At 33.0% G+C, this 22836-nt stretch carries 16 protein-coding genes, 2 pseudogenes and 3 riboswitches; of the genes and pseudogenes, 14 read left to right on the top strand and 4 right to left on the bottom strand.

What is annotated here, in order from left to right:
- The first annotated feature begins 209 nt into the window (after positions 1–209).
- From AC0NJG_RS23115 to AC0NJG_RS23100, 4 genes are all read left to right on the top strand, one after another.
- Complete coding sequence (locus tag AC0NJG_RS23115) at positions 210–2426, top strand: binary toxin-like calcium binding domain-containing protein (RefSeq protein ID WP_087952182.1); 2217 nt, start codon at positions 210–212, stop codon at positions 2424–2426.
- A gap of 371 nt (positions 2427–2797) precedes the next feature.
- Entirely contained in the window at positions 2798–3511 is a 714-nt protein-coding gene (locus tag AC0NJG_RS23110) for a response regulator transcription factor (protein ID WP_087952181.1), read from the top strand.
- Complete coding sequence (locus tag AC0NJG_RS23105; RefSeq protein WP_087952180.1) at positions 3508–4566, top strand: sensor histidine kinase; 1059 nt, start codon at positions 3508–3510, stop codon at positions 4564–4566. The genes AC0NJG_RS23110 and AC0NJG_RS23105 overlap by 4 nt, the downstream gene beginning before the upstream one ends.
- A gap of 98 nt (positions 4567–4664) precedes the next feature.
- Positions 4665–5162, top strand: coding sequence for a DM13 domain-containing protein (locus AC0NJG_RS23100; RefSeq protein ID WP_474063500.1), 498 nt, complete (start codon positions 4665–4667; stop codon positions 5160–5162).
- Between the two features lie 366 nt (positions 5163–5528).
- Here the strand turns inward: AC0NJG_RS23100 and AC0NJG_RS23095 are convergent.
- Positions 5529–5681, bottom strand: a pseudogene (locus AC0NJG_RS23095) (Rieske (2Fe-2S) protein); the annotation flags it as partial.
- Positions 5682–6916: 1235 nt separating this feature from the next.
- Here AC0NJG_RS23095 and AC0NJG_RS23090 point away from each other — a divergent pair.
- Entirely contained in the window at positions 6917–7627 is a 711-nt protein-coding gene (locus AC0NJG_RS23090; protein WP_087952178.1) for a DUF421 domain-containing protein, read from the top strand.
- 189 nt (positions 7628–7816) lie between these two features.
- Here AC0NJG_RS23090 and AC0NJG_RS23085 read toward each other — a convergent pair whose 3' ends face one another.
- Positions 7817–8236 carry a DUF1259 domain-containing protein gene (locus AC0NJG_RS23085; RefSeq protein ID WP_087952177.1) on the bottom strand — a complete coding sequence of 140 codons (420 nt, stop codon included), beginning with the start codon at positions 8234–8236 and terminating at the stop codon, positions 7817–7819.
- 411 nt (positions 8237–8647) lie between these two features.
- Here AC0NJG_RS23085 and AC0NJG_RS23080 point away from each other — a divergent pair, with 411 nt between their 5' ends.
- The 3 genes and pseudogenes from AC0NJG_RS23080 to AC0NJG_RS23070 all read left to right on the top strand — a co-directional run bounded on the left by AC0NJG_RS23080 (position 8648) and on the right by AC0NJG_RS23070 (position 11826).
- Positions 8648–9673, top strand: coding sequence for an alpha/beta hydrolase (locus AC0NJG_RS23080; RefSeq protein WP_087952176.1), 1026 nt, complete (start codon positions 8648–8650; stop codon positions 9671–9673).
- A 428-nt stretch (positions 9674–10101) separates the two neighbouring features.
- Positions 10102–10330, top strand: a pseudogene (locus AC0NJG_RS23075) (spore germination protein); the annotation flags it as partial.
- 335 nt (positions 10331–10665) lie between these two features.
- Entirely contained in the window at positions 10666–11826 is a 1161-nt protein-coding gene (locus AC0NJG_RS23070) for a Ger(x)C family spore germination protein (RefSeq protein ID WP_142940661.1), read from the top strand.
- A 528-nt stretch (positions 11827–12354) separates the two neighbouring features.
- Here AC0NJG_RS23070 and AC0NJG_RS23065 read toward each other — a convergent pair.
- The gene (locus AC0NJG_RS23065; RefSeq protein WP_087952174.1) at positions 12355–13482 is read right to left on the bottom strand and encodes an FtsW/RodA/SpoVE family cell cycle protein; all 1128 of its coding nucleotides are present in this window, start codon (positions 13480–13482) and stop codon (positions 12355–12357) included.
- A 186-nt stretch (positions 13483–13668) separates the two neighbouring features.
- Positions 13669–13845: riboswitch (M-box (ykoK) riboswitch) on the bottom strand.
- Between the two features lie 505 nt (positions 13846–14350).
- Positions 14351–14516, top strand: a riboswitch (M-box (ykoK) riboswitch).
- A 280-nt stretch (positions 14517–14796) separates the two neighbouring features.
- Here AC0NJG_RS23065 and mgtE point away from each other — a divergent pair.
- Both mgtE and AC0NJG_RS23055 read left to right on the top strand, forming a co-directional pair.
- Positions 14797–16125, top strand: a complete 1329-nt coding sequence (gene mgtE, locus AC0NJG_RS23060; RefSeq protein ID WP_087952173.1) for a magnesium transporter — start codon at positions 14797–14799, stop codon at positions 16123–16125.
- A gap of 160 nt (positions 16126–16285) precedes the next feature.
- On the top strand, positions 16286–17371 hold the full coding sequence (locus AC0NJG_RS23055; RefSeq protein ID WP_087952172.1) for a phosphodiester glycosidase family protein: 1086 nt from the start codon (positions 16286–16288) through the stop codon (positions 17369–17371).
- A 317-nt stretch (positions 17372–17688) separates the two neighbouring features.
- Here AC0NJG_RS23055 and AC0NJG_RS23050 read toward each other — a convergent pair whose 3' ends face one another.
- A complete protein-coding gene (locus AC0NJG_RS23050) occupies positions 17689–17799 on the bottom strand; it encodes a YjcZ family sporulation protein (protein WP_000505681.1) in 111 nt (36 codons plus the stop codon).
- Between the two features lie 248 nt (positions 17800–18047).
- Here AC0NJG_RS23050 and AC0NJG_RS23045 point away from each other — a divergent pair, with 248 nt between their 5' ends.
- From AC0NJG_RS23045 to mmuM, 4 genes are all read left to right on the top strand, one after another.
- Positions 18048–18182: a hypothetical protein gene (locus AC0NJG_RS23045; protein WP_255290326.1), complete on the top strand. Its 135-nt coding sequence runs from the start codon at positions 18048–18050 to the stop codon at positions 18180–18182.
- Between the two features lie 409 nt (positions 18183–18591).
- A complete protein-coding gene (locus AC0NJG_RS23040) occupies positions 18592–19056 on the top strand; it encodes an SHOCT domain-containing protein (protein WP_087952171.1) in 465 nt (154 codons plus the stop codon).
- Positions 19057–19827: 771 nt separating this feature from the next.
- Positions 19828–19935: riboswitch (SAM riboswitch) on the top strand.
- A gap of 83 nt (positions 19936–20018) precedes the next feature.
- Positions 20019–21428 (top strand): S-methylmethionine permease, encoded by a 1410-nt coding sequence (gene mmuP / locus AC0NJG_RS23035; RefSeq protein ID WP_168411497.1) that lies wholly within the window; start codon positions 20019–20021, stop codon positions 21426–21428.
- The gene (gene mmuM, locus AC0NJG_RS23030) at positions 21403–22380 is read left to right on the top strand and encodes a homocysteine S-methyltransferase (RefSeq protein ID WP_087952169.1); all 978 of its coding nucleotides are present in this window, start codon (positions 21403–21405) and stop codon (positions 22378–22380) included. The genes mmuP and mmuM overlap by 26 nt, the downstream gene beginning before the upstream one ends.
- Positions 22381–22836: the final 456 nt, after the last annotated feature.

The raw sequence follows: 22836 nt of genomic DNA, 5'->3' as shown, positions 1-22836 counted from the left end.
TTTTTTGTATACATTGTAATCGATTCTTCATATTACGGCTTTTTGATGTTTCATATATAGATTTTAAAAACTTTGTAAGTGTTTTGTAACATTTACGAGAGACTTTTTTAACAGTTATGAGAGAGAAAAGAAAGATTCGTTATATATGATGAAATTAATCTTACAAGTAGGTGTTCTAATCGACCTAGAAACCAAGGAGGAAAATAACAATGAAACAATTAAAGCCAGCAATTAGTGTATTAGGTAGTGTATCGATGGCACTGACTCTAGCATCTCCTGCTTTAGCAGATGTAAAACAACCGAATCCAGGAGGTACAGTTGAAATATTCAAAGAGAATACAAATGCAAAAAAAGAAGATAAGAATTTCACGCTCGGATCTGATGGGGAGATAGGTTCGCTCATTACACAAAACATTGAAATGGCAAACAATGATTGGGACAAAGATGGTATTTCTAACGACTTAGAGATTAATGGATATAAAATTGAATTCAATTCACAAACTGGAAAAAATGAAGCAAAAGCATGGGATCCTGAGAAGGATAAAGGGAAACCAAAATTTATATCGAATCCTATGAATGCAAATACGGATGGTGATCCTTTTACTGATATGTATGAGGTTGAGAATTATAACAACGATTCTGATACTAATTTCAATCCGATAGTTGCCAATATACCTAATTTGCAAATTGGTGTCAAACGAATTGAAGTAATTCCTATTGCAACCATTACGGATAATAATGGCGGATCAGTTAGCAGAGGATGGGAAAAAAGTGTATCTACACAACATTCATTTAATGTAGGTTTAAGTGGTTCAGGTGGTGTTGAAGGCTCAGCAGCCGGCCCTGTTCCTTCCGGAAGTGTTTCAGCAAATGTGGGATATGGATATTCAAAAACAACTACGGAAACGGAGAGTTATACAAATAATTTTGATTGGTCTACTGCAACAACTGTTGATACAGCGAACGCAGCAAAATTACGGGTACATTTGGAATATAAGAATGTAGGAACAGCATCCGCTGAAAATGTTTCGCCACATTTTAATATTCGTTTAGGAAACAAAATTATTAATACTGTAAAGGCAACACAAGATCGTTATAAAGCAAACTATTTAAGTACAGAAAAAGGTGGACGGAATAAAACAGAAGTAGTAATTGACAGTTTAGAAGGGCAAGCAGATGCAAATATTGTCTTATCTTTGGATGAATTGAAAGCTGTTGAACAAGGGGAACTTCTTTCGATTGAAGTTTTACCTACAAGTACAATGGATTTATCTATTGAAAAAGGTGAAGAAATTATGCATTTGGGGGATTCAGGGAGATATGAGTCTAGAGTGAATGCAGCTACTGAGCAATTAGAAACAGATATAGGAAATATACCACAGTTTAGGGTATATACTCCTAAAGACAAATCCCTTGCTGATAAGCCAGTGTTATCCTATAACGAAGTTTTTCAACATGTAAATATAGATACGAAAAAAGTAAATCATATTGTAAACAAGGCTAAAAGTACTAATAACGTATCAGTGGTTTCAGCTAATAATGGAACTGATGCATTAAACGATTTAAAAGCGGGACAGGGAGATCGCGGTTATTTACATAAAAACTCTGTACACGGTGCTTTTGCAAAACTACAGCAACCAACATTAGTAGAAGGTAGTTATGATTCTGTGACGCAAAAGATTAGGGCAACAATTTTACCTGGTTTATTTGGAGTGAGTAAAGAGATTCCTACTACGTATAACAAGAAATGGAATGCTCCGTCACAAACAGTAACACTAGTTAAACGTGAGAATGGATTTACATATGAGTCGAGAGAAAATATACACCCTATTAAATCTGAAATTGCTGCGCACAGAAAAGTTACATTTGAAATCAATGACGCACACAATTTAACGCCTACACAAAAGATTGATACTGAAATTAAAGCTAATAAAGAATTTGAAGATTATGTAGTAGATAATTCAGGTGAATTTGTTACAGAAGGAGTTCCTTATACCGTGGCTTCATATGGAAATACAGCTTATTGGGGAAGTCATCATGCCGGGAATAAATGGGAGTATCTGTGGTCTGAAAAATCTAGCGATGAAAAAGTAAATATAATTATTGAAAGAGTAGGTCAACCTAAACCTGGAAAACCAATTAAAAAAGATGAAGAGGTATTAATTAAATTTCAAAATCCTATTTATTCAGATTATGCATATTTAAAACTTCAAGATAGTTATATCCACTTAGATCAAAAACAGAACGCAAGTACTTTTAAATTTAATCATGCATATCCAAAGAATTTCACCGGACACCATAAGCAATGGAACATACTATCTAATGGTAACAAGTTAAAGGTAGGATATTTAATCGATTATATGAAATATGGTAATGGAGAGAATGGGACTGATACTATAGCATGGAATCTATCAAGAGTTCAGTAATAGGTAATAGTTCTGTTGCTAAGTTTGGAAATAGAAACGTAAATGTATTAAATCGGAAAAGTTAGATACAATAATTTAGGTTACTAATAAGGAATGAGTTCGATGTTGAATCGGACTCATTCCTTTTAATTTATATGATTTAGTAACTACTATTTTAAATACTTGTCTAGTCATATAAGTAATCAAATGTTAAGATTACTATCTATATTACATAATTTTTTTCCGAATTTTCATTTGTTTCGAGGCTGAAATGTGGAATTCAGATTTATTTATGTGATTAGTTTCTATATCTTTACCTATAAAGATATTTTTATTGGATAATAGAAAAAATAAATTTTGTGTTATTGGTGAAAAAGAAGTGAGGATAGTATATGAAGAAAAGAATTTTAATCGTAGAAGATGAAGAAAATATTAGAGAAGTATGTAAACGGTATTTAGAAAGAGAAGAATATGAAGTTTATACAGCTGTAAATGGTAAAGAGGGTTGGGATTTATTTCTTACACATCAACCAGATTTAATTATATTAGATTTGATGATGCCAAAAAAAGATGGATGGGAATTATGTGAGGAAATTCGTCAACAGTCAAATGTCCCTATTATTATGTTAACTGCTAAGGGAGAGGAAAGGGATCGAATTTTAGGCTTAACAATGGGGGCAGATGATTATTTAACAAAGCCATTTTCCCCTCGTGAATTAGTATTAAGGGTTCAAATTATACTAAGAAGAGGAAGTCATGTACCAATACAAGCGAAAGAATCCCTGTTGGAAGTGATAGAATTTCCAGATTTAAAAATATATCCAAAGACAAGATATGTACTTGTTTGTGAAAAGGAAGTGGAGTTAACGGTGAAAGAGTTTGAGGTACTTTATCTCATGGCAAAGCATCCAAAACAAGTATTTTCTCGCTCGCAGCTTCTTGAATTAATTTGGGATTTTGGACATGAAGGGGCATCAAACACAGTTACCGTATTAGTGAGTCGTTTACGTGAAAAGCTCGAGAAGCATACGATAAAGAATCGTTGGATTCATACGGTTTGGGGTATAGGATATCGCTTTGAGCCAAATGGAGGAAATGAAACATGAGATTACGTATTCAATTGTTACTCATGAATCTATTAAGTACCAGTATTATGGTAATTGCTATATGGTACAGTGAGACCAAAATGTTACTTGAGCCGGAACAAACGCGGTTATTAACAGTAATTGCATTTGTAGCATTCATTATTTCAACATTTATTTATTGGTTAATGACACGTCCTATCATGAGATCTATACAAAATTTAATAAAATTGACGAAACAATTTAGTGATAGACACTTTGAAACAATGTATATAATTGGTCAAGAACCACGTGAGTTTAAAGAATTAGCAACAGCCTTTCAACAGATGGCAAAAAAATTAGAAGAAGGGTTTACTAAGTTAGAGGAACAGGAAAACTCTCGTAAGGAGCTAATTACCAATATCTCACACGACTTACGAACACCTATGGCTAGCATGCAAATGATGATAGAAGCATTACAAGATAACCTGATTGAAGATCCTGAAACGAAAAAGCAATACTTAGCAACGGTTTTAAAAGAAATAAAAAGATTAAATGGATTAATTAACGACTTATTTGATCTTTCAAAGTTAGAGTTTGAGCAAGTAGATTTTCACCCAAGTTTCACACATTTAGATAAAGTTCTATTAGATGTATTAGAGTCGCATTCTGTCTTATTAGGGGACAAACAAATCCATGTGCAATTGGATGTCCCTGATACATTACCTCAACTTTTGATTATGCCTTGTAAAATAGAAAGGGTCATAGGTAATTTATTACATAATGCAATTCGATATTCTCCTATCTCTGGAACAATTGAATTGACTGTAGTAGAAAATAAACTAGCTCAACAGGTCCAATTCACTTTGCGGGATGAAGGAATAGGAATTTCTCCAAATGATCAATTACGTGTATTTGAACGTTTTTTTAGAACAGATCGATCAAGAAGTTCACAATCTGGAGGTTCTGGACTTGGATTAGCTATTGCAAAATCATTAATTGAAATGCACAAAGGGGAAATTGGTGTAAGGAATCGTGTAGATGGTAAGCAGGGAAGTGAATTTTGGTTCACTCTTCCCATCACATCAGTAAAAAAATAAGATGGCTGAAAGACTTTTGTAACATTTACGTTAGAAAAATGAAAGACCTTCTTGTTAACATACTACTACACAGTATGTTACAGGAGGTTTTTTACTTTATGAAAAGAAAATATGTATGGCTTATAGTTGGTTTGATAATTGTATTGGGGATTTTATGGTCATTGTTCCGACCAGAGAAATTATTTATTGATAAGCACGTAAATGAATCATTGCCACAAGCAGAGATACAATCAACTGAAATAAAGATGCAAAGTGATCGAGTAATAAGGGAAGGTCAGTTTCAAAACGGTGTCCATGAAACAACCGGAACGGCAAAAATTCACCAATTAGCGGATGGAAAACGTGTTTTACGACTTTCTAATTTTGCAACATCTAATGGGCCAGATGTTCGAGTTGTATTAGTTCCTACAAATCGTTTGAAAAATAATGAAGACGTGAAAAACTATAAGTATATTGAATTAGGAAAATTAAAGGGAAATAAAGGAGATCAAAACTACGAAATTCCTGAAGGGATAGATGTAAATGAATATGGTTCGGTTTCTATTTGGTGTAAAAGATTTAATGAAAACTTTGGTGCGGTTTATTTTAATAATTAAATATGAACTTAAAATATCCTCTTACAGGAGGAATTCATATGGGATACATACTTCACTTCAATTACAATTTAATCATTATACTTTTTAACTATATAGCTTCAATTTAGAATGATGTACCACTAAAAAAAATAAAAGAAAAGGCACCCCTGCTGCAAGGTGCCTTTTCTAAGGGGTATAACTCATTAGCTAAGCGGCCGTTGGTCAAGTATACCGCCTTAGACTATTACATGAGTTATGTTTTTATTATACATTGATCATATCAAAAATATTATCATTAGTGAAATTAACTTCTATTATTTTATAATTTTAAAGCTGCCATCATAATAATAATTTCCCTCGAGTTTCATAACCGCTACATAAATTTAGTTAATAACCAGAGTCTTCTGAAGTAAGATTATCTATCATTTTATAATCGTATTTTTGTAATGGTTCTTCAGCAGACCCTTCAAGTACTTCCCCTGTATACAAGAACCGCGAACCATGGCATGGGCAATCCCAAGAACGTTCTCCATTGAGGAAGGAGTCTTCTTGACTAAAATGATAAAAATGCACTATTTAATACAATGCGTATATCAATTTAGATCCAATAATTTCGAAAGCGTTCGCACATATAAATAGTCAAAGAAAAGGCACTCCTAGGAGTGCCTTTTCTTTGACTTGAACCACGTTCCTATATATATTCCCCATCCCATAAAAACACTTCCTATAAAACAGAATCTTAGACATCAATAGACTTTATTTGAAAAATAGTTTACATATGTATGGATGTTAACAGTAACGCCACATCATAAATATGAGATGCGTTACGCCTTCTGGCCTAAGAACCTACTTTATAGAAAATACCTTTCTCATATATTTTACCACGTGTAACATTGAGTTTGTTAAGTATTTAATTAATATGCACAATTACATAGTAAATACCGTTTAAATAGGAGAATAAAAAAGGATAGTGAAGATTATAAATCTGCATTTGATTTAATCTCAAGGTCATTATAGAAAATAATATCCGAAGAAATGTCTCAATTAATATAGCTACAAATGGAAAATCTAAAAATATGCGTAATATCATTAAGCATTAGAGTGATTAGAGATGAAAGAGAAGGATAAATATCGACCATAAATAAATGATTCGAAATGAAATAGATACTTTACATGTTTGTGACTCCTTTAGGTAGAGGAGTTATTATACAAACTCTAGGAGGACAATGACGTAAATTGAATGTTATAACTATAACGCAAACTATAAGAGGTGTCTTTTACCTGTTGCTACTAGGCCGCAAGCAAATGTCAGTATACCTATTATCGAGTTAGCGTAAATGTACATTGGGGCTTGATAAAATAGTTATTGTATGATGAATAAATAAAAGAACCTGTTTGCTATAAATGGGTTCTTTCCACACGGTGTGCAAAAAATTCAAGGGAATTGGACCATAGAAATCTGTGAGATTCCTTGTGATAATAATGTACGGAATAGAATCAAAAAGGTGCCTGAGAATAAAACCGAATCTGTATTTAAACAAAAAGAGCGCTAATCGAGAGCGTTCCTTATAGCTAATCATAACGAAGTGAAGAACTGATATTATGTAGAAAGTAAGTATTATTTTTTGAGAAACTTGACAACAGGATTGAGATTAATTCATCTACATGAATTATCTAATGTTATTGAACATAATAAATTCTTTTGCAATGATACATATTATTCTTATATAAGATGTTATTATTCAAACACCCAACCGTAAAAGGAGGAGCTATTTGTGTCTCAACATATAGAGATTATTTTGAGAACTTTGTTATCTTTCTCGATTTTATTTATCGGAGCTAAAATATTAGGAAAACAAATTATCGCTGAAATGAATACCTTTGATTTTATTGGTGCTATCTCTATTGGAAGTATTATTGCAAATTTGGCATTTAATTTGAATGTAAAAACTCATCATGCAGTTATTGCTTTTCTTATTTTAGTATTTATCATTTTAATGGTAAGTTACATATCCATGAAAAGTCGAATAGGCAGAAAAATATTTGCAGGAAATCCAACAGTCATTATTGAAAATGGAAAAATTTTAGAAAATAATATGCGAAAAATGCGCTATTCTCTAGATTATTTAAACCAACAATTAAGAGAGAATGGTATTTTTAACATTGAAGAAGTTCTTTATGTCGTAGTTGAAACAAATGGTAAAATATCTGTTTTGAAAAAACCGGAATATCGTACTGTTACAAAACAAGATTTAAATATGCCAACAAAAAAAGAGTATAAACTTCCTATCGAGCTAATTATGGATGGGGAAATTATGACAGAAAACTTAAGGCAAAACAATCATACGGAGCTAGAATTACAGTGTGAACTAAAAAAACGTAACCTTCACTACACAGATGTTACATATGCTGTACGTGCTGCAAATGGAAATATCTATATTGATACCTATAAAGATAATATTACCTCTCCAGTGGACCAAGAATAGGCTATTTCTACTAAAAATACAAGTGAATATATCGTTGTAATGCTTCCACAAATGGTTATAGTTCATTTTAAATGAACTATAAGAAAACATCATTTTTTAATCAAACTTGTTTAGGGGGATTAAAGTTACTTAAGTTAATGGACACGTGGTGCTTCCCAGAATAACAAATGAATACGACCAAAACATTGATTAATGTTCTTCGTTATTAGAGATAGGATAGCTGTTTAAGGACAAAAAGGAATTCGCCAATTTTTTTGCAAAATGTAACGGGGGCTCTACCGATTGGATATGAACATACATAATTAAGGGATTCATGTATAACCAGTGATTATGTAAAGCACTGACAATAATTCCTTGTTGTACAATTGATTTCATAAATGCAGGGATCTCTTCTTGTAGAACCGCGATTTCGCCTAGATTTAATGCATTACCATTTTGATCCAACGATTCAAAACTTACTCCGACGGGAACTACATTGGTACTTGGTTTTCCTTGTACCAGGACCCTAAAATTGCGGTGAAAAGACACCGAACAACCACCTTGATTTATTTTACTCTTTCCTTTAAGAATTGCAGCAAATTGATCAGAAATGAAATTTAAATTAGACATAAGTTCAATTCCTTTCCCGAGCTAAATTTATTCATTTAGAAATTTAATTTAAAAAATGTAGTTCCTTCTTTTAAAGAAAGGAACTACTTATAAACAACCTTGCTCTAAAATAAACAGACCGCGATGTGCAATATGTACCTGTATATTTTAGAAGAAATATAAATGATATTTCCCAACAATCATAACTTAATGAACACTTTCTATATATCATTAAAGAATTCATAAAGTAGGCGATTGTACATCATTAGTTTATGTAGGTTAGATAAATATGTGCCTTAATAAGTCCATGCGTTTCTAATGGTACTAATTCATTTGATAGATTAGCATTATTTTTATATTTTTTAGTGCACAAAATTAATACTTACTTTTTCACATTGTTAGGATACTAAAAAGAATGGAGATTCTAAACTTATGAAATTAAAATCATCAAAATCTAAAGGGGTATGGAAGAAAAGAATGTTTATATTACTTACGATTGTTTTCGGACTAATTGTTGCAGGGATTAGTTATTGGAATCTTTCTCCTAATCCAAAAGCATTTCTTATAAAAAAGGCGTTTGAAGGTGGAATGTTTGTTCAATCCGATAATTATAAAAATGCTATATACGAAACACAAATTGTTAGGGATATCAATTATAATTCTAAATTTCCTGATGGCACATTAGATATTATTTACCCAAAAATTCATAATGAAAAAACACCTGTTGTCTTTTGGGTACATGGGGGTGGGTTTGTTGGTGGAGATAAATCCGACATTACTGGTTATGCAGTAGAATTAGCGGCTAAGGGGTATACAGTGGTTAATATAAATTATGCTCTGGCTCCTAAAAGGAATTATCCTACACCAGTACTCCAACTTGGTGAAGCTTACGAATATATAAAAGAAAATACGAAAAAATATCATTTAAAATTAGATCGCGTATATTTTGCAGGAGATTCTGCTGGAGCACAAATATCTGGACAATTCGTTAATATTCAAACCTCTCCTAGGTATGCAAATTTAACTAAAATTGATCCTATTGTTGAACCTTCAACAATTAAAGGTATATTACTATTTTGTGGTCCGTATGATATGCCTGCATTAGCTAAAATGGAAACAACTAAAGAAGTGCAAGACTTTATGCGTACCACTGGCTGGGCTTATTTTGGGAAAAAGGATTTTGAAAGCTTACCTGAAATAGAAATTGCTTCAATCTTTAAACATATAACAAAGGATTATCCACCAACGTTTATTACAGATGGAAATAAAGCATCATTTGAAGAACAAGGCAAAGCAATGGCTTCTGCATTAGAAAGTAAGGGGGTACCTGTAGAAAAACTCTTTTTTGATAAAAATATTTCTGGAGAGTTAGCGCATGAATTTCAATTTAAAATGAATACACCTGCAGGTCAAGAAACTTTTAACAAAGCTCTTGAGTTTTTAAATACATACAAATAATATTTCTAACGTTGGTTAACAAACAAATAAATAAGTTAAGCCTTTCTTTAAAAAATAAAGTGGATTTGTATGTCTATGTCTGTATTTGATGAATTACAATTAATTGTACAAGGGATTTATAATTTTTCATCCTAAAATGCCTTACTAAATCTAGCTGAAAATGTTGTTTTTTTCAATGAAGAAGTAAATTTGGAGCGAAAGACTTATTGGTTATATTATGTTTTTGTTAATTTCAAACATAACTCATATCTCGTAATCGCCATTATTTAAGGCTGTGTTCGACTGGCCAATCGAGTTAAATAATTCATCTGTTAGAGCTATCCTTAAAGAGGGATAGCTCTTTTCTAGTATATATTTCATTCTACTAACAGAACCTAACTACAACCTATTGAAAGGAAAGTTAAGTGAGTGGAATTGTTAAAGTTGAAATTAGACCTCTGAAATCGATGGGACAAACAGTTGGACTTGTAATTAGAGAAGTGGCGGTGAATATAGGGATTGTAGATTCACTCTTAGTATTATTGTTTTACTTATTCCGATTAGTTTTGGACAGTATGGAATTATTTTATATCCTATTGCACTTACGATTTATATAACAAATTTAAAAAGTGTTGGTATTTCTTATATAACTCTTATTGCAAATACAATTTTTTAGATTGAAAAGAAGAATTTATCCGTCTGTCAAAATCTATGTTAACTGGCAAAACAGATTAATTTTAGATGTAAGATTTTATAAAAAATCTAGAGAAGCAAAAATAATTGAAATCATTTAAGCATGGAGATGAAAAACTTAGATAATGGGGACTTGGTTTTGCGCATATTCAACTAACATTGATGTAGGTACATTGTCTATGCCTAGCAATATTACTATGCAAGTTATATCTTCAGACAGTCGGATTATTTTGATTTTGATTGTATTGATATGATCTTTGTTGTGTTAACGCTTTTACTAGTTTTGATTGTATATAAGCTAAAATAAAGGAATGGTAGAAATGAAATGTCTTCTTAAAATTATAGCAATTGGCCTTATAGCTGGGGCTATCAGCGGTTGCTCTGAGTTAGCGGAGATAGAAGAAAGAGGATTTGTAGTAGGTGCGGCTTACGATATTGTTAAGGAAACGAAATCAAATCCAATTATGAAAGGGACGTATCAGATGGTACTTCCCAGTAAGTTAACGCAGCAAGGTGGAAAAGGTGCAGGAAATAATTATATTAACGTGAGTGCAAAAGCAGATAGTGTACTTGAACAAATACGAACTATCGCTAAAAAAATTAGTCGCGAATTATTTTTTCCGCATATACAAGTAATCATTTTTTCTGAAAAATTACTCACGAATCCTAATGTTTTACAAAATACGCTTGATCTATATATTCGTGATCATGAAATGAGAAGAAACATCCGTCTATTTGTTTCTGAAAAAAATGCAGAAGCTATCTTGAAACAAAGTGCAAAACCAGAAAATTTACCGGCACAGTATATTGATATGCTAGCTGAACATCCTCCGAAAAATGCTCAAATGATTGAGGCAGTAAGAATTGGTGATGTGCAGGAAAAGATAATTTCAAAACGAAGTTTTGTACTTCCTGTCTTAAGGCCAACAAAACAAGGGATAGAAATGAATGGGGCTGCGTTGTTTCGCGGGAAGGATAACAAATGTGTTGGAATGTTAAACGGAGAACAGACAGTGGGAATGAACTTTGTAATTGGTGAAAAATTAGGAGGTTATTTTACCATACGTAAAAAGAATCAGCTTATTACATATGAAATTCATAAGCTACACAGAAAAATAAAGGTGTTTACTAAAAATACTACAAAACCTAAGTTTGATATTCATCTATTTCTCGAAGGTACTTTGGCGGAGTTGCATTTTAGTGATCATAAAAAATTCATGAATGAAAAACGCTTAACGAAGGATATTTCAAAAGAGATGGAGCAAAGGATTCAAAAATCAATAAAGCTTGTTCAAAAAAAATATAAGGTGGATGTATTAGCGTTAGGAGAAGTATATAAGCGGAATAATTATAAAGAATGGAAGAAAATAAGTAAGAATTGGGATCAAGGTGAAAATTATTTTAGTAATGCTGAAATTAATGTTCATGTTCATCCAGTAATTGAACATTCAGGCTCAGCTTTACCGAAGAGAGTAAAATAATGTGACTTGAATAGCTAGCCAAAGCTCACTGTTATAATCAGGGATGTTTCTCTAGATGTAATTATTAATCAACTATCGTACAATAAATAGTATAGGTGGAGTTTGTTTTGGCTTATGTACATATGGATATAGCAAGTATAAAAGTGAAAAATTTGAAGAAGATGAACTATAATGATTAATTCAAAATACCTTTCATTAGTTATTAATGAAAGGTATTTTGAATTATTTTTATTGATGTAGCGATAGACCCGATTGCATTTTTTCTTTAATAATCAGTACATGCTGTATAAGAATTAGGTTTATTTTCTGGCAACTAAGTGTATTTTTATCGTTATGGGGTGACACTAATACAATAGATTGATAGGTATGGGGCGGTACCCCAATACCTAGCTAAATAAAAAGGGAAGATAAACTAAAAACTGTTCGCTTGCTTCATAAGTTAAATATTTCTAGGAGAAAATCAGTATAGAATATATAATCGAAGGTTGTTAAACCGGTTTATTTAATAAGACAATATGAGTATATTAGCTATATATCCTGAGGGAGAAATCTTATTTTATTGAAAATTGAGATATTAAGCAATATTCCTATTGCTATTAAATTCACCATTAAAGAACTTCCACCAAAACTTACAAATGGAAATGGAGTACCTGTAAGAGGAAATAGTCCCGTAATACCACCTAAATTTACAACTGATTGCATACCAATCATACATCCTATACCAATTGCTATAAAACTGCCGAATGGATCTACACATAATTGTGCAATTTTTAAGGAGCGAAGTACTATAGTCAAAACTCCAACCAATAGAATAAATACACCAATAAATCCTAGTTCTTCAGAAACTATTGCCATTATAAAATCAGTGTGTGGTTCTGGAAGATAACCTGTTTTTTGTATGCTATTTCCAAATCCACGACCAATGATTCCTCCAGAGCCCATGGCAATAAAAGAGTTTACAAGCTGGTATCCATTTCCTTGCGCATCAAGAAAGGGATTGAAAATCGTAGTAATACGTGTCTTTTGAACTTCTGATAAACTATATTGAATCAAATAATATAAAATAGGTAACCATAAAATAGAACCGATGGTAGTTCTTTTGATTAGTAGATTTATATTTATTCCTGAACAAAGAAATATGCTAAAACCTATACCTAATATTAAAAGTGCAGATCCTAAATTTGGTTGTTTAAAGATAAGAAAAAAAATTGTAGCTAAAAAAAATAAAAGTTTTCCGATACCACTCCAGTTATTTTTAGCTTGTTCTTGTCGCAATGCAAAAAAACGGGCTGTTACAAGGATTGTTCCTAATTTAAGAAATTCAGCTGGCTGTATTCCAAAGATCCATGATTGAGCATTATTCACCACTTTTCCTTTCCATAAAACCATAATTAATAAAAAAGTCCCCCCAACCATAATACAGATTGAGACTATTCGTTTTTTCCATATTTCATATGGGAGTAAAGCACAAACTATTAACCCTATTGTTCCTAAAAGTAGCTTTGTTAATTGAGAATCAACAAAATGTCTACTGTTATAACCGTAATGTTGGACAGCGACAATGGAGCTCGCGCTATACATCATGATAATACCTAAAGTACAAGTTATGAATAGAGGAAGGAGCAATAGATAATCGAGTTTTAATATTTTTTTCATTTTAATATCCTCCTGATTTAAAACAAAACATAATATTCCATTTGCTAATGAATAGAATCTTGTTCTCGTCAATTATTAAATATGACTTTTGTTTGGGAAGATTCTATCGCTTACTCCCTGTTTTTTTACGCAAAAATCCCCCTAGTATGTAACTAGAGGGATTCAAAATGGCATGACTAAATAAGGCTTTTCTCCCCCTAGTAGAGCTTTGGCACTATACAACGTAAAGTAATGAAAATTCATTACTTAGCTATCTTAAGAAGAGCCTTAATCCGACAATTCCTGTTCTACCCATTGGCGTCTTTCGACATTTTTGGGCAATAGCCTGTGTTTGCATAGGAGCCTCACCTAACAGGTTAAGCAATATAAATTTTATGTGTTTGTTTCGTGTAGCAAGCATAAATATATTTTTTTTGCTTGTCAAGCAACCGTATTGCTAATTTTATTTATTTTATTGCTTTATAGTCCTTTGAGAAATGATAAGAGAAAATGTATGTAATCATTCCGTATAAGTACATATTTTTGACTTGTAGTGTATCGTTTGATTAAGTAGTTTAACCACATAAATTTGATAAACAGTAAAGAAGATTTTAATTATAAAAGAAGATTTTTTTAGAATGTTCTTTTGATATAAAGAATGACTAATTATTTATCTTTTGTTATACAATTGGAATTTGATTAAAAACAATAAGTTTCATATGTTTTATAACGCTTCTTCGAATTAAATCTATTTGAATTCTATGTTTTTAAGGGGAATTTTAAATTTATAAGAAAATATAATTTAATTTTCTATAAAAGATTTTTTTATGAATGGAATTGAAAGTCAGTTGACAAATATTAAATTCTGGTTTAAATTTTGAAGTAATTCAATAAACTTTGTTAGGTGAGGCTCCTGTATAGAGAAACGCTGCTGCCCAAAAATGTCGAGAGACGCCAATGGGTCAACAGGAACGGTCGGATTAAGGCCCTTCTTAATGTAGCTGGTTATAAAAACCTATGCTATACAGTGCTAAAACTCAACGAGGGAGTGGTATACGATTTGATAGAAAGGCACCTCTGTGATTTTGGCAGGGCGGTCTTAATAATCATTTATTTGTATTGTGAAAAAACCTTTACTCCTTTTTGAGTAAAGGTTTTTCTGTTTAATTTTATTTATTTTTATCTTGTCTATATTCAAAAAGGAGGTAATTCTAACTAATGAATTGATTGCAATGTAACTATTATTGCTTAATAAAAAATTTAAGACAGATAAAATAAAACAAAACCACTCATGAAACTCTAGAGTCTCCCTTAGCAATATGAGGAGGAGTTAACATGAAGAAATTATTAAAAGAATTACTTGTAACCAAAAATAATTTGGATGCAGAGAAAGTTTTACGTCTTCCGTCGTATGATGTTGCACAAGAAGTAAAAAGATTTTCAATTGAAGATCAAATCATATTGCTAAATACGATTCCCGTATTAAAAAGCTCTAAAATTCTTCAATATATGAGTGCAGAAGAAAAATATAATATCTTAATTCACTTATCTGAAAACAAAGCTAAAAAGTTACTAAATTTACAACCGATTGATGAATTAGTAGATTTACTTCTAGCGGTTCATCCTGAAAAACAAGCTAAATTAATGGCGTATCTAGACAAAATTACAAAACATAACGTAAAAAAATTGATGAATTTCAAACCTGAAACGGCAGGAAGTCTTGTCACAAGTGATTTTGTTGCAGTTAGAGGAAATTGGTCAGTAAAAATGACATTGAAGTACATTAGGGAACATTCTGAAAATGTAGAATCAATATCTTATAGTTATGTTCTTGATAGTCATGGTTATCTTGAGGGAATCGTTTCCATACATGAGTTATTACTAGCAGCAGATGAAGAGATATTATCTACTATTATGATTCAAGAGGTAATTTCAGTACAAGCTGAAGTTGACCAGCAAGAAGTTGTAAAAAAGCTCCTGAATTATAATTTAGCAGCAATACCTGTGACAAAAGCAAATAATAAAATGATTGGTATTATAACATTTGATGACGTAATGAATGTTATGGAAGCAGAAGCTACAGAAGATATTCAAAAGTTAGGCGGAAGTGAACCATTGAATCAATCTTACTTTGAAGCTAGCATTTGGAGCATTTTCTTAAAACGTCTACCATGGCTATTACTTCTTTTTGTTGCTGAGGCATACACAGGTACGGTATTAAAGTATTTTGAAGACGAAATTGAAACTGTAGTTGCCCTTGCTTTCTTTGTTCCGTTATTAGTAGGTACTGGTGGGAATACAGGAACACAGGTTGTAGCAACAATTACTCGTGCAATTGGTATCGGAGAGGTGAAATTTAAAGACCTTTTCCGTGTAATGAAAAAAGAATTTGCAATTGGTATGCTTCTTGGGCTTGCACTTGGGATAGCTGGGCTCACTCGTGCTTACATGTTAGGAGTTGGAACAGAAGTTGCACAAGTTGTAGCAATTACTTTATTATTTATTGTTATTTGGGCTTCTATTGTAGCAGCAGTTTTACCTTTGATTCTAAGAAAATTAAAACTAGATCCTGCAGTTGTTTCGGGTCCATTTATTACAACATTTGTTGACGGAACAGGATTAGTAATTTATTTCATGGTTGCAAAAACGTTATTAAATTTGTAAATATACACTGAAGTAAAAGCGAAATGCGGAATAAGTATTTTGCCTTGATTGCTAAAATCTAGTGGAGAATTCAAAAATGAGGAAATCAAACACTTATGTCTTGAGATAAATAATATTTTAATGGATTTATTGAATGTAATGAATGCTGGAGGATAAAACTATGAAACATCTAAGAAAAATCTTCAAACGAATTTTGCTACTGTTGTCTATTTTCATGCTTATTGGCATAGGAATATTATTTGGTACTAGCTATGGCCGAGAGCTTCGTATAACAATGGCTGGGAGTATACTAACTTCTCAGCATCCACAATATGCGAAATATACATTCCTATCCCAAAAGGAACTAGATAAACTGCAAGATAGAATTAACCATCCGAAATGGTCAAACAGTGATGAGCATATTTATAAAAAAATAGCAGGAAAAAGATTAGAAGAATTTAAAAATCAACCATTAGAAATTGATGTAGAAACAATTAAAAGTAACAAAGATAGTCGCTTTCTTTTTGAAGGGAAATTAGTTACTATTAGCAATCCCTTCAATGTTAAACTTGTTAGCCATCAAGGAACACAGGGCGCTAACAGAGGAGAAAAAATTAGCGTAATAGCAAAGCGTAATCATGCACTTGTTGCTGTGAATGCAAGTGGATTTGCTGATGAAACAGGAAGGGGTGGAGGAAATGTTGCAACTGGAATAGTAATAGAAAATGGGGAAGCTATTGATACGAATATGGATAGAAATACCCCTACAATTATTACGGGTTTAACAAAGTTTGGGCAAATGATAACAGGAAATTATTCTACCCAACAACTTTTGGATAAACAAGTCGTTTCAGCGGCAGGATTTATGCCACAGTTAATTGTAAATGGAGAAAAAATGATTACAGAAGGAGACGGTGGCTGGGGCTCTGCACCGCGAAGTATTATGGCACAAAAAGAAGATGGTACAATTATGTTTCTAGTTATTGACGGTAGACAGACGCATAGTATAGGGGCTACGTTAAAAGAGTGTCAAGATATTCTATATGAAAAAGGAGCAATAAATGCAATGGCAATGGATGGAGGATCCTCTGCTACTCTATATTTAGGAGGAAGGGTTATAAATTCACCTTCTACATTGTCTCATGAAGATCGCTATTTACCGAATGCTTGGGTGGTAACAGCAAATTCGAAGCAAAAAATAAAGATGACAATAGATGGAGAAAAAGTAAATCCCAAAACATTAGATAATATTGGTACAAATATTTAAACCCATGTATGAGCTACTTATATAAATAAAGATTTTAAAACCGCAAAATGTATTAATGAATAAAATCCGTAAAATGAAATCAGTACACATAAAGGAGAAATTGTATAATTGCATAAAGTTTATGAAAAAATGGGAGTATAATTTGGTATTGTGTAATAAAGATAAGGCCCACCTACGGAAATAGGTGGGTTTTTTGTTGGGTATTTTTATCTCATTGCACAAAAGGGAATTTCTATTAAAACTATAGCATATTTTTATAGCTCTTATATTGAGAAAAAGAAAAGGCACCCAAACAAGAGTGTCTTTTCCCATAGTTTTTAGCAGAAGCAAGAAGCTCCAACAATAATTAATAAAATAAATAATACAACTAATAAAGCAAATCCTCCTGCAAAGCCACAGCCGCCACCGCAGCTACCACCAAAGCCCATAATAATTCCTCCTTTAAATAGTAGGAGAAAAATAAGGAGTCACTCATGTATTTTAATGGATTCAAATTACTTTATGTTTTTAAGGATTAAATGAGCAGGTCCTTTTAAAAATAAGGGAAAGATGATTTAGGGCGCTTCACCTGAATATAAATAAATTGCACATTTTCTTAAAAGCAAACTATTGAATTATATCAATAATTAGATTAAATAATATAATGTATTAATCTTAGCAGAAGGGAGGAATAACCATGCAATTAGTTTGTTTTAAAGTAGTAAGTGGACAATACTTCTTAGTTGTAGAGGGTATCGAGATCCCTGTCCCAATTCCAGCGTTTGCTGCAGCTCTATTAATTGGTTTAGGAGTAATCCCGCTTTGTTCTTAATATAAAGAACTCCAAACAGCCCTACCTTTCAATTGATAAGCCCTCAAGTGTAAGAATGCTTGAGGGTTTTTATAATAAAGAAAAGACACCCAAAGGTGCCTTCCTCCGACTTGAACCACTTTAATTTTAATGATATGTATTGGACGCCAATTCAATTATTATTTTACTATGTCAAGTAATATTGTACATTGAGAAATTTGGTATACCTCTTTATTTAAACGTAAAAAGCCCTAGAAGGTCTGGGACTTTTTAACAGAATGAAAATGATTCAAAAAATGGACTTTTATAACGTAACATACGACTGTTTCATAAATGTATCGTAAAAGTGAACAAAATCTATATTTTGTAAATAAAGATTCAGAGTTATAATATTTGAGTAATACATTATGTAATTATAGGGGTGGAGAGCTTGGATAGAACATTTGAGTTTAAAGGGGCAGGGAAAACAGTAGTAAGAATAGAGGATAACTTCATTCGACTGAAGCGAAGAGGAGCCTTGAATTTTTTAAATCATGGATTAGACGGTGAAAAAACCATTGATATTAACAATATGACTGGTATTCAAATTAAAAAAGCCAATTTTCTCACAAATGGTTACATACAATTTATTTTTATGGGTAGTCAAGAGAGTAAAAAAGGGGTTATGGCTGCAGCAGCAGATGAAAACACAGTTATGTTTACAAAAAAAGAAGAAAAAATGGCTGTAGAAATTAAAGAGTATATTGAGAGTATTTTAGCTAATAAAAGCAAACCTCAAGTTTCTGCATCAGTAAGTGGGGCAGATGAAATATTGAAGTATAAAGAGTTGTTAGATCAAGGAGTTATTACTGAAGAAGAGTTTCAAGCGAAGAAAAAGCAATTATTAGGAATTTAAAAAAGCACTCATATGAGTGCTTTTTTTATTTTAAACCGAATTGAGATTTATTTTGCAATTTACCTTCTTAGAACATGAAGTTCGCATTAGCACCAAATCCTTTTTCTACATTCCATTTATACATAATGGTATGAAGTTGTTCGCTAGCTTGCCCAGTCTAAGATAAAACTTCCCCGTCGCTACCAATGATAGTTTTAACTTCGTCGTAACTCATTCCATTTTTGATTTAATTGAACTTAGTTTTGCTAATTCCAGGTTTATTTTTCGGAGCTTCTTCTTTCTTAGGCCCCTCTTTTTTGGGTTCTTCTTTTTTAGGCTCTTCTTTAGTAGCTGGCGCTTGTGTTTCTTGTTTAAGGGTACGGCCGCATACCCATTAACTTAAGAAAAGTAAACATCCCCAAAACAAAAATATGAGCTCATTTCTCGAAATAATTAATTGTAGAGAAAGAAAATTGTCATTTAGGGGGTACTTCAAAACCTTAGCTTGATGGCGATGGGGTCTCGTCACACATCTCTAAGTTGCGGTGATCCCCATAGCCAAAGAAGTAAGAAGATATTTAGAAGCGCATCAAATTTTGAGGAAGTGCTTGTGAACTGTATCATAAATAAATGAGGTTTTGTATGTTCAATTTTTAAATAATACCCAAGAAGGAGTGGATTGCAGTTATAGTAATACTCCTTTTTTTGTATTTCTATAATAGATGATTTTTTTAAAAAAACAGAATTGTCTTGACAGTTATTGAATGGATTGATAAGGTTATAAAAAAATATTTCTTATCCAGAGAGGTGGAGGGACTGGCCTTATGAAACCTCAGCAACAGGTCTGCTTAAGTAGACACTGTGCTAATTCCAGCGGGTGATAATCCTGATAGATGAGAGCTTCCGTTTTTATTTGTCAGTAGCGCCCTCTTTTTTAGAGTGCGTTTTTGTTTTTTCTGGATAGTAACTAAAGGAGAGTAGAAATGGAGAACAAAAATGGGCAAGAATTTCAAAGGAAAATGCAAGCACGTCATTTAGTCATGCTATCACTTGGTGGGGTGATTGGAACGGGCTTATTCTTAAGTTCGGGTTACACTATTCAACAAGCTGGCCCATTTGGAACAATTCTATCCTATTTGGTTGGTGCACTAGTGGTTTATCTAGTTATGCTATGTTTAGGAGAACTTTCCGTACATATGCCCGAAACGGGCGCATTTCATAGTTATGCAGTTAAATACATTGGACCGGGTACAGGGTATACAGTAGCCTGGTTGTATTGGTTAACTTGGACTGTTGCTTTAGGTTCTGAATTTACAGCCGCAGGATTACTTATGAAGCGATGGTTTCCATCGATTAATGTTTGGGTATGGAGTGCTCTTTTTGCCATTTTGATCTTTGTATTAAATGTTCTGACTGTTAAATTTTTTGCCGAATCCGAATTTTGGTTTTCATCGATAAAGGTTATAGCTATTGTGATTTTTATTGTTTTAGGAGTAGCGGCAATGCTAGGGTTTCTTCCGATGGCTCATTCAAAAGCAGCACCATTCTTTTCTAATTTTACAAGTGGAGGTTTATTTCCTCATGGTGCTACGGCCATTATGATGACCATGCTTGCGGTTAATTTTGCTTTTTCGGGAACAGAATTAATAGGCATTGCAGCTGGAGAAACAGCGAACCCGGAAAAAATGATACCGAAGGCCATTCGAACTACTCTGTGGAGATTGATCATCTTTTTTGTAGGAACGATTGTTGTTTTATCTGCGTTATTGCCTATTTCCGATGCGGGGGTATTAGAGAGCCCTTTTGTTGCAGTTCTAGAACGAATTGGGGTGCCATATTCAGCTGACATAATGAATTTCGTTATCTTAACAGCCATTTTATCTGCGGCAAACTCAGGCCTTTACGCCTCTTCTAGAATGCTTTGGTCGCTTGCTAATAAGAACATGATATCCCCCATTTTTGGAAAAATGACGAAGCAAGGTGTTCCAATCAACGCCGTCATTTTCAGCATGGTGGGTGGAGCTTTGGCTTTGCTCTCAAGTATTGTGGCACCAGATACTGTCTATATCGTACTTGTTTCCATTTCCGGTCTAGCAGTAGTCGTAGTTTGGATGAGTATTAGTGCTTCCCAGTTCCTATTTCGCAGACAATTTTTGAAAGAAGGAAATTCTGAAAAGGACTTGATTTATCGCACACCACTATATCCATTAGTACCAATTGCTTCTTTTATCCTTTGTCTGGCATCGTGTATTGGAATTGCATTCGATCCAACACAGAGGATTGCCTTATATTGCGGCATACCGTTTATTTTGTTTTGCTATGGAAGTTATTATCTAACAAAAAATCTAAAAAAGAGGGGCGTAGATTATGTCGAACAAAATCAACCCAATTGATGATATTTTATCCCAACATTCCATTATGATTCTTGACGGAGCATTAGCTACAGAATTGGAGGCACATGGATGTAATTTGGACGATCCCCTTTGGTCGGCACGTGTGTTACTAGAAAATCCAGAACTAATTTATCAGGTTCATTTAGATTATTTTATTGCTGGAGCGGACTGTGCCATAACAGCAAGCTATCAAGCTACTATTAGTGGTTTTTCCACGCGTGGAATACAAGAACAGGAAGCTTTGAAATTAATTAAGAAAACGGTGTTACTTGCAAGAAGGGCAAGAGATGATTTTTGGAAGGAAAATAAGCAAACGAATAGGCCTAAACCATTGGTTGTTGCATCAGTTGGGCCGTACGGGGCTTACCTTGCAGATGGTTCAGAGTATGTAGGCAACTATGGTGTGACAGATAAAACATTAGCAGACTTTCACCGTTCGAGAATGTCCGCGTTAATTGAAGCAGGTGCAGATCTATTGGCATTTGAAACGATCCCTTCCCTGCAAGAAGCAAGAGTATTAGATACATTATTGCGTGAGTTTCCAGAAACATATGCGTGGCTTACCTTTTCGCTAAAAAATGAGAAAGAGATTAGTGAAGGTATGAAACTCGTGGAGTGTGCACGAGCTTTTGAGAAAAGTGAACAAATTGTAGCAATAGGCATCAATTGTGCGCCAGTAAACGTTGTGACTGGTGCAATCCAAGAGTTGAGGGCAAACACCAAAAAACCGATTATTGTTTATCCAAACTCTGGTGAAACTTATAATCCAGAAACAAAAACATGGCATGATTATGAACAATGTAACGCGTTGGATATTCAATCTGAAGAATGGTACCAAGCAGGTGCACGTTTAATAGGTGGATGCTGCAGAACGACACCTTATCACATTGAGGGGATATCGAACAAGTGGCGTTCTTCCGAGTTTTTCTATTCGAACGAAGCAAAGCAGTAATGTAATGATTGATAATCTATTTTTGTGTGTATTTTCATGATTTAGCTTGTTAAGGAATCTACAGTTTCATCTAGTGGCACAAAATGTTTTTTCAGAGACACAAATGTGGATGGTAGCCTCGGAAATCCTCTGGACTTTTGGGTACCTTAGGTATGGAAAGGAATCAGGGAAAATAAAAACCGCTGGTTTAATAGATATGGTAGATAACATGCTGAATCTTTTAATGAAGATGTAGTTGATCCAATTGAAGGTGAAGGGGACCATTTATTTATTTATTTAAAAAATAGTTCAATAATTATATGAAAAGTTGTAGTAGTTAATATGGTCATATTGTTGTAAAAAAGGGTAGATGTAAACAGGTATGCTCTCCTGTTCATCTATCCTTTCCTTTTTACCTTATAAAATGTGTGACATTATATTCAATCGTATAAATATAGGATTTCATTACTATTTCCT

Source organism: Bacillus sp. SSR7 (assembly GCF_055902415.1).
This window is presented reverse-complemented; position numbering and strand designations above follow the sequence as displayed.

Excerpts from the sequence above, each read along its gene's own strand:
- AC0NJG_RS23115 (WP_087952182.1), top strand. The coding sequence starts at position 210 with ATGAAACAATTAAAGCCAGCAATTAGTGTATTAGGTAGTGTATCGATG.
- AC0NJG_RS23110 (WP_087952181.1), top strand. The coding sequence starts at position 2,798 with ATGAAGAAAAGAATTTTAATCGTAGAAGATGAAGAAAATATTAGAGAA.
- AC0NJG_RS23105 (WP_087952180.1), top strand. The coding sequence starts at position 3,508 with ATGAGATTACGTATTCAATTGTTACTCATGAATCTATTAAGTACCAGT.
- AC0NJG_RS23100 (WP_474063500.1), top strand. The coding sequence starts at position 4,665 with ATGAAAAGAAAATATGTATGGCTTATAGTTGGTTTGATAATTGTATTG.
- AC0NJG_RS23085 (WP_087952177.1), bottom strand. The coding sequence starts at position 8,236 with ATGTCTAATTTAAATTTCATTTCTGATCAATTTGCTGCAATTCTTAAA.
- AC0NJG_RS23080 (WP_087952176.1), top strand. The coding sequence starts at position 8,648 with ATGAAATTAAAATCATCAAAATCTAAAGGGGTATGGAAGAAAAGAATG.
- AC0NJG_RS23070 (WP_142940661.1), top strand. The coding sequence starts at position 10,666 with ATGAAATGTCTTCTTAAAATTATAGCAATTGGCCTTATAGCTGGGGCT.
- AC0NJG_RS23065 (WP_087952174.1), bottom strand. The coding sequence starts at position 13,482 with ATGAAAAAAATATTAAAACTCGATTATCTATTGCTCCTTCCTCTATTC.
- mgtE (WP_087952173.1), top strand. The coding sequence starts at position 14,797 with ATGAAGAAATTATTAAAAGAATTACTTGTAACCAAAAATAATTTGGAT.
- AC0NJG_RS23055 (WP_087952172.1), top strand. The coding sequence starts at position 16,286 with ATGAAACATCTAAGAAAAATCTTCAAACGAATTTTGCTACTGTTGTCT.
- AC0NJG_RS23050 (WP_000505681.1), bottom strand. The coding sequence starts at position 17,799 with ATGGGCTTTGGTGGTAGCTGCGGTGGCGGCTGTGGCTTTGCAGGAGGA.
- AC0NJG_RS23045 (WP_255290326.1), top strand. The coding sequence starts at position 18,048 with ATGCAATTAGTTTGTTTTAAAGTAGTAAGTGGACAATACTTCTTAGTT.
- mmuP (WP_168411497.1), top strand. The coding sequence starts at position 20,019 with ATGGAGAACAAAAATGGGCAAGAATTTCAAAGGAAAATGCAAGCACGT.
- mmuM (WP_087952169.1), top strand. The coding sequence starts at position 21,403 with ATGTCGAACAAAATCAACCCAATTGATGATATTTTATCCCAACATTCC.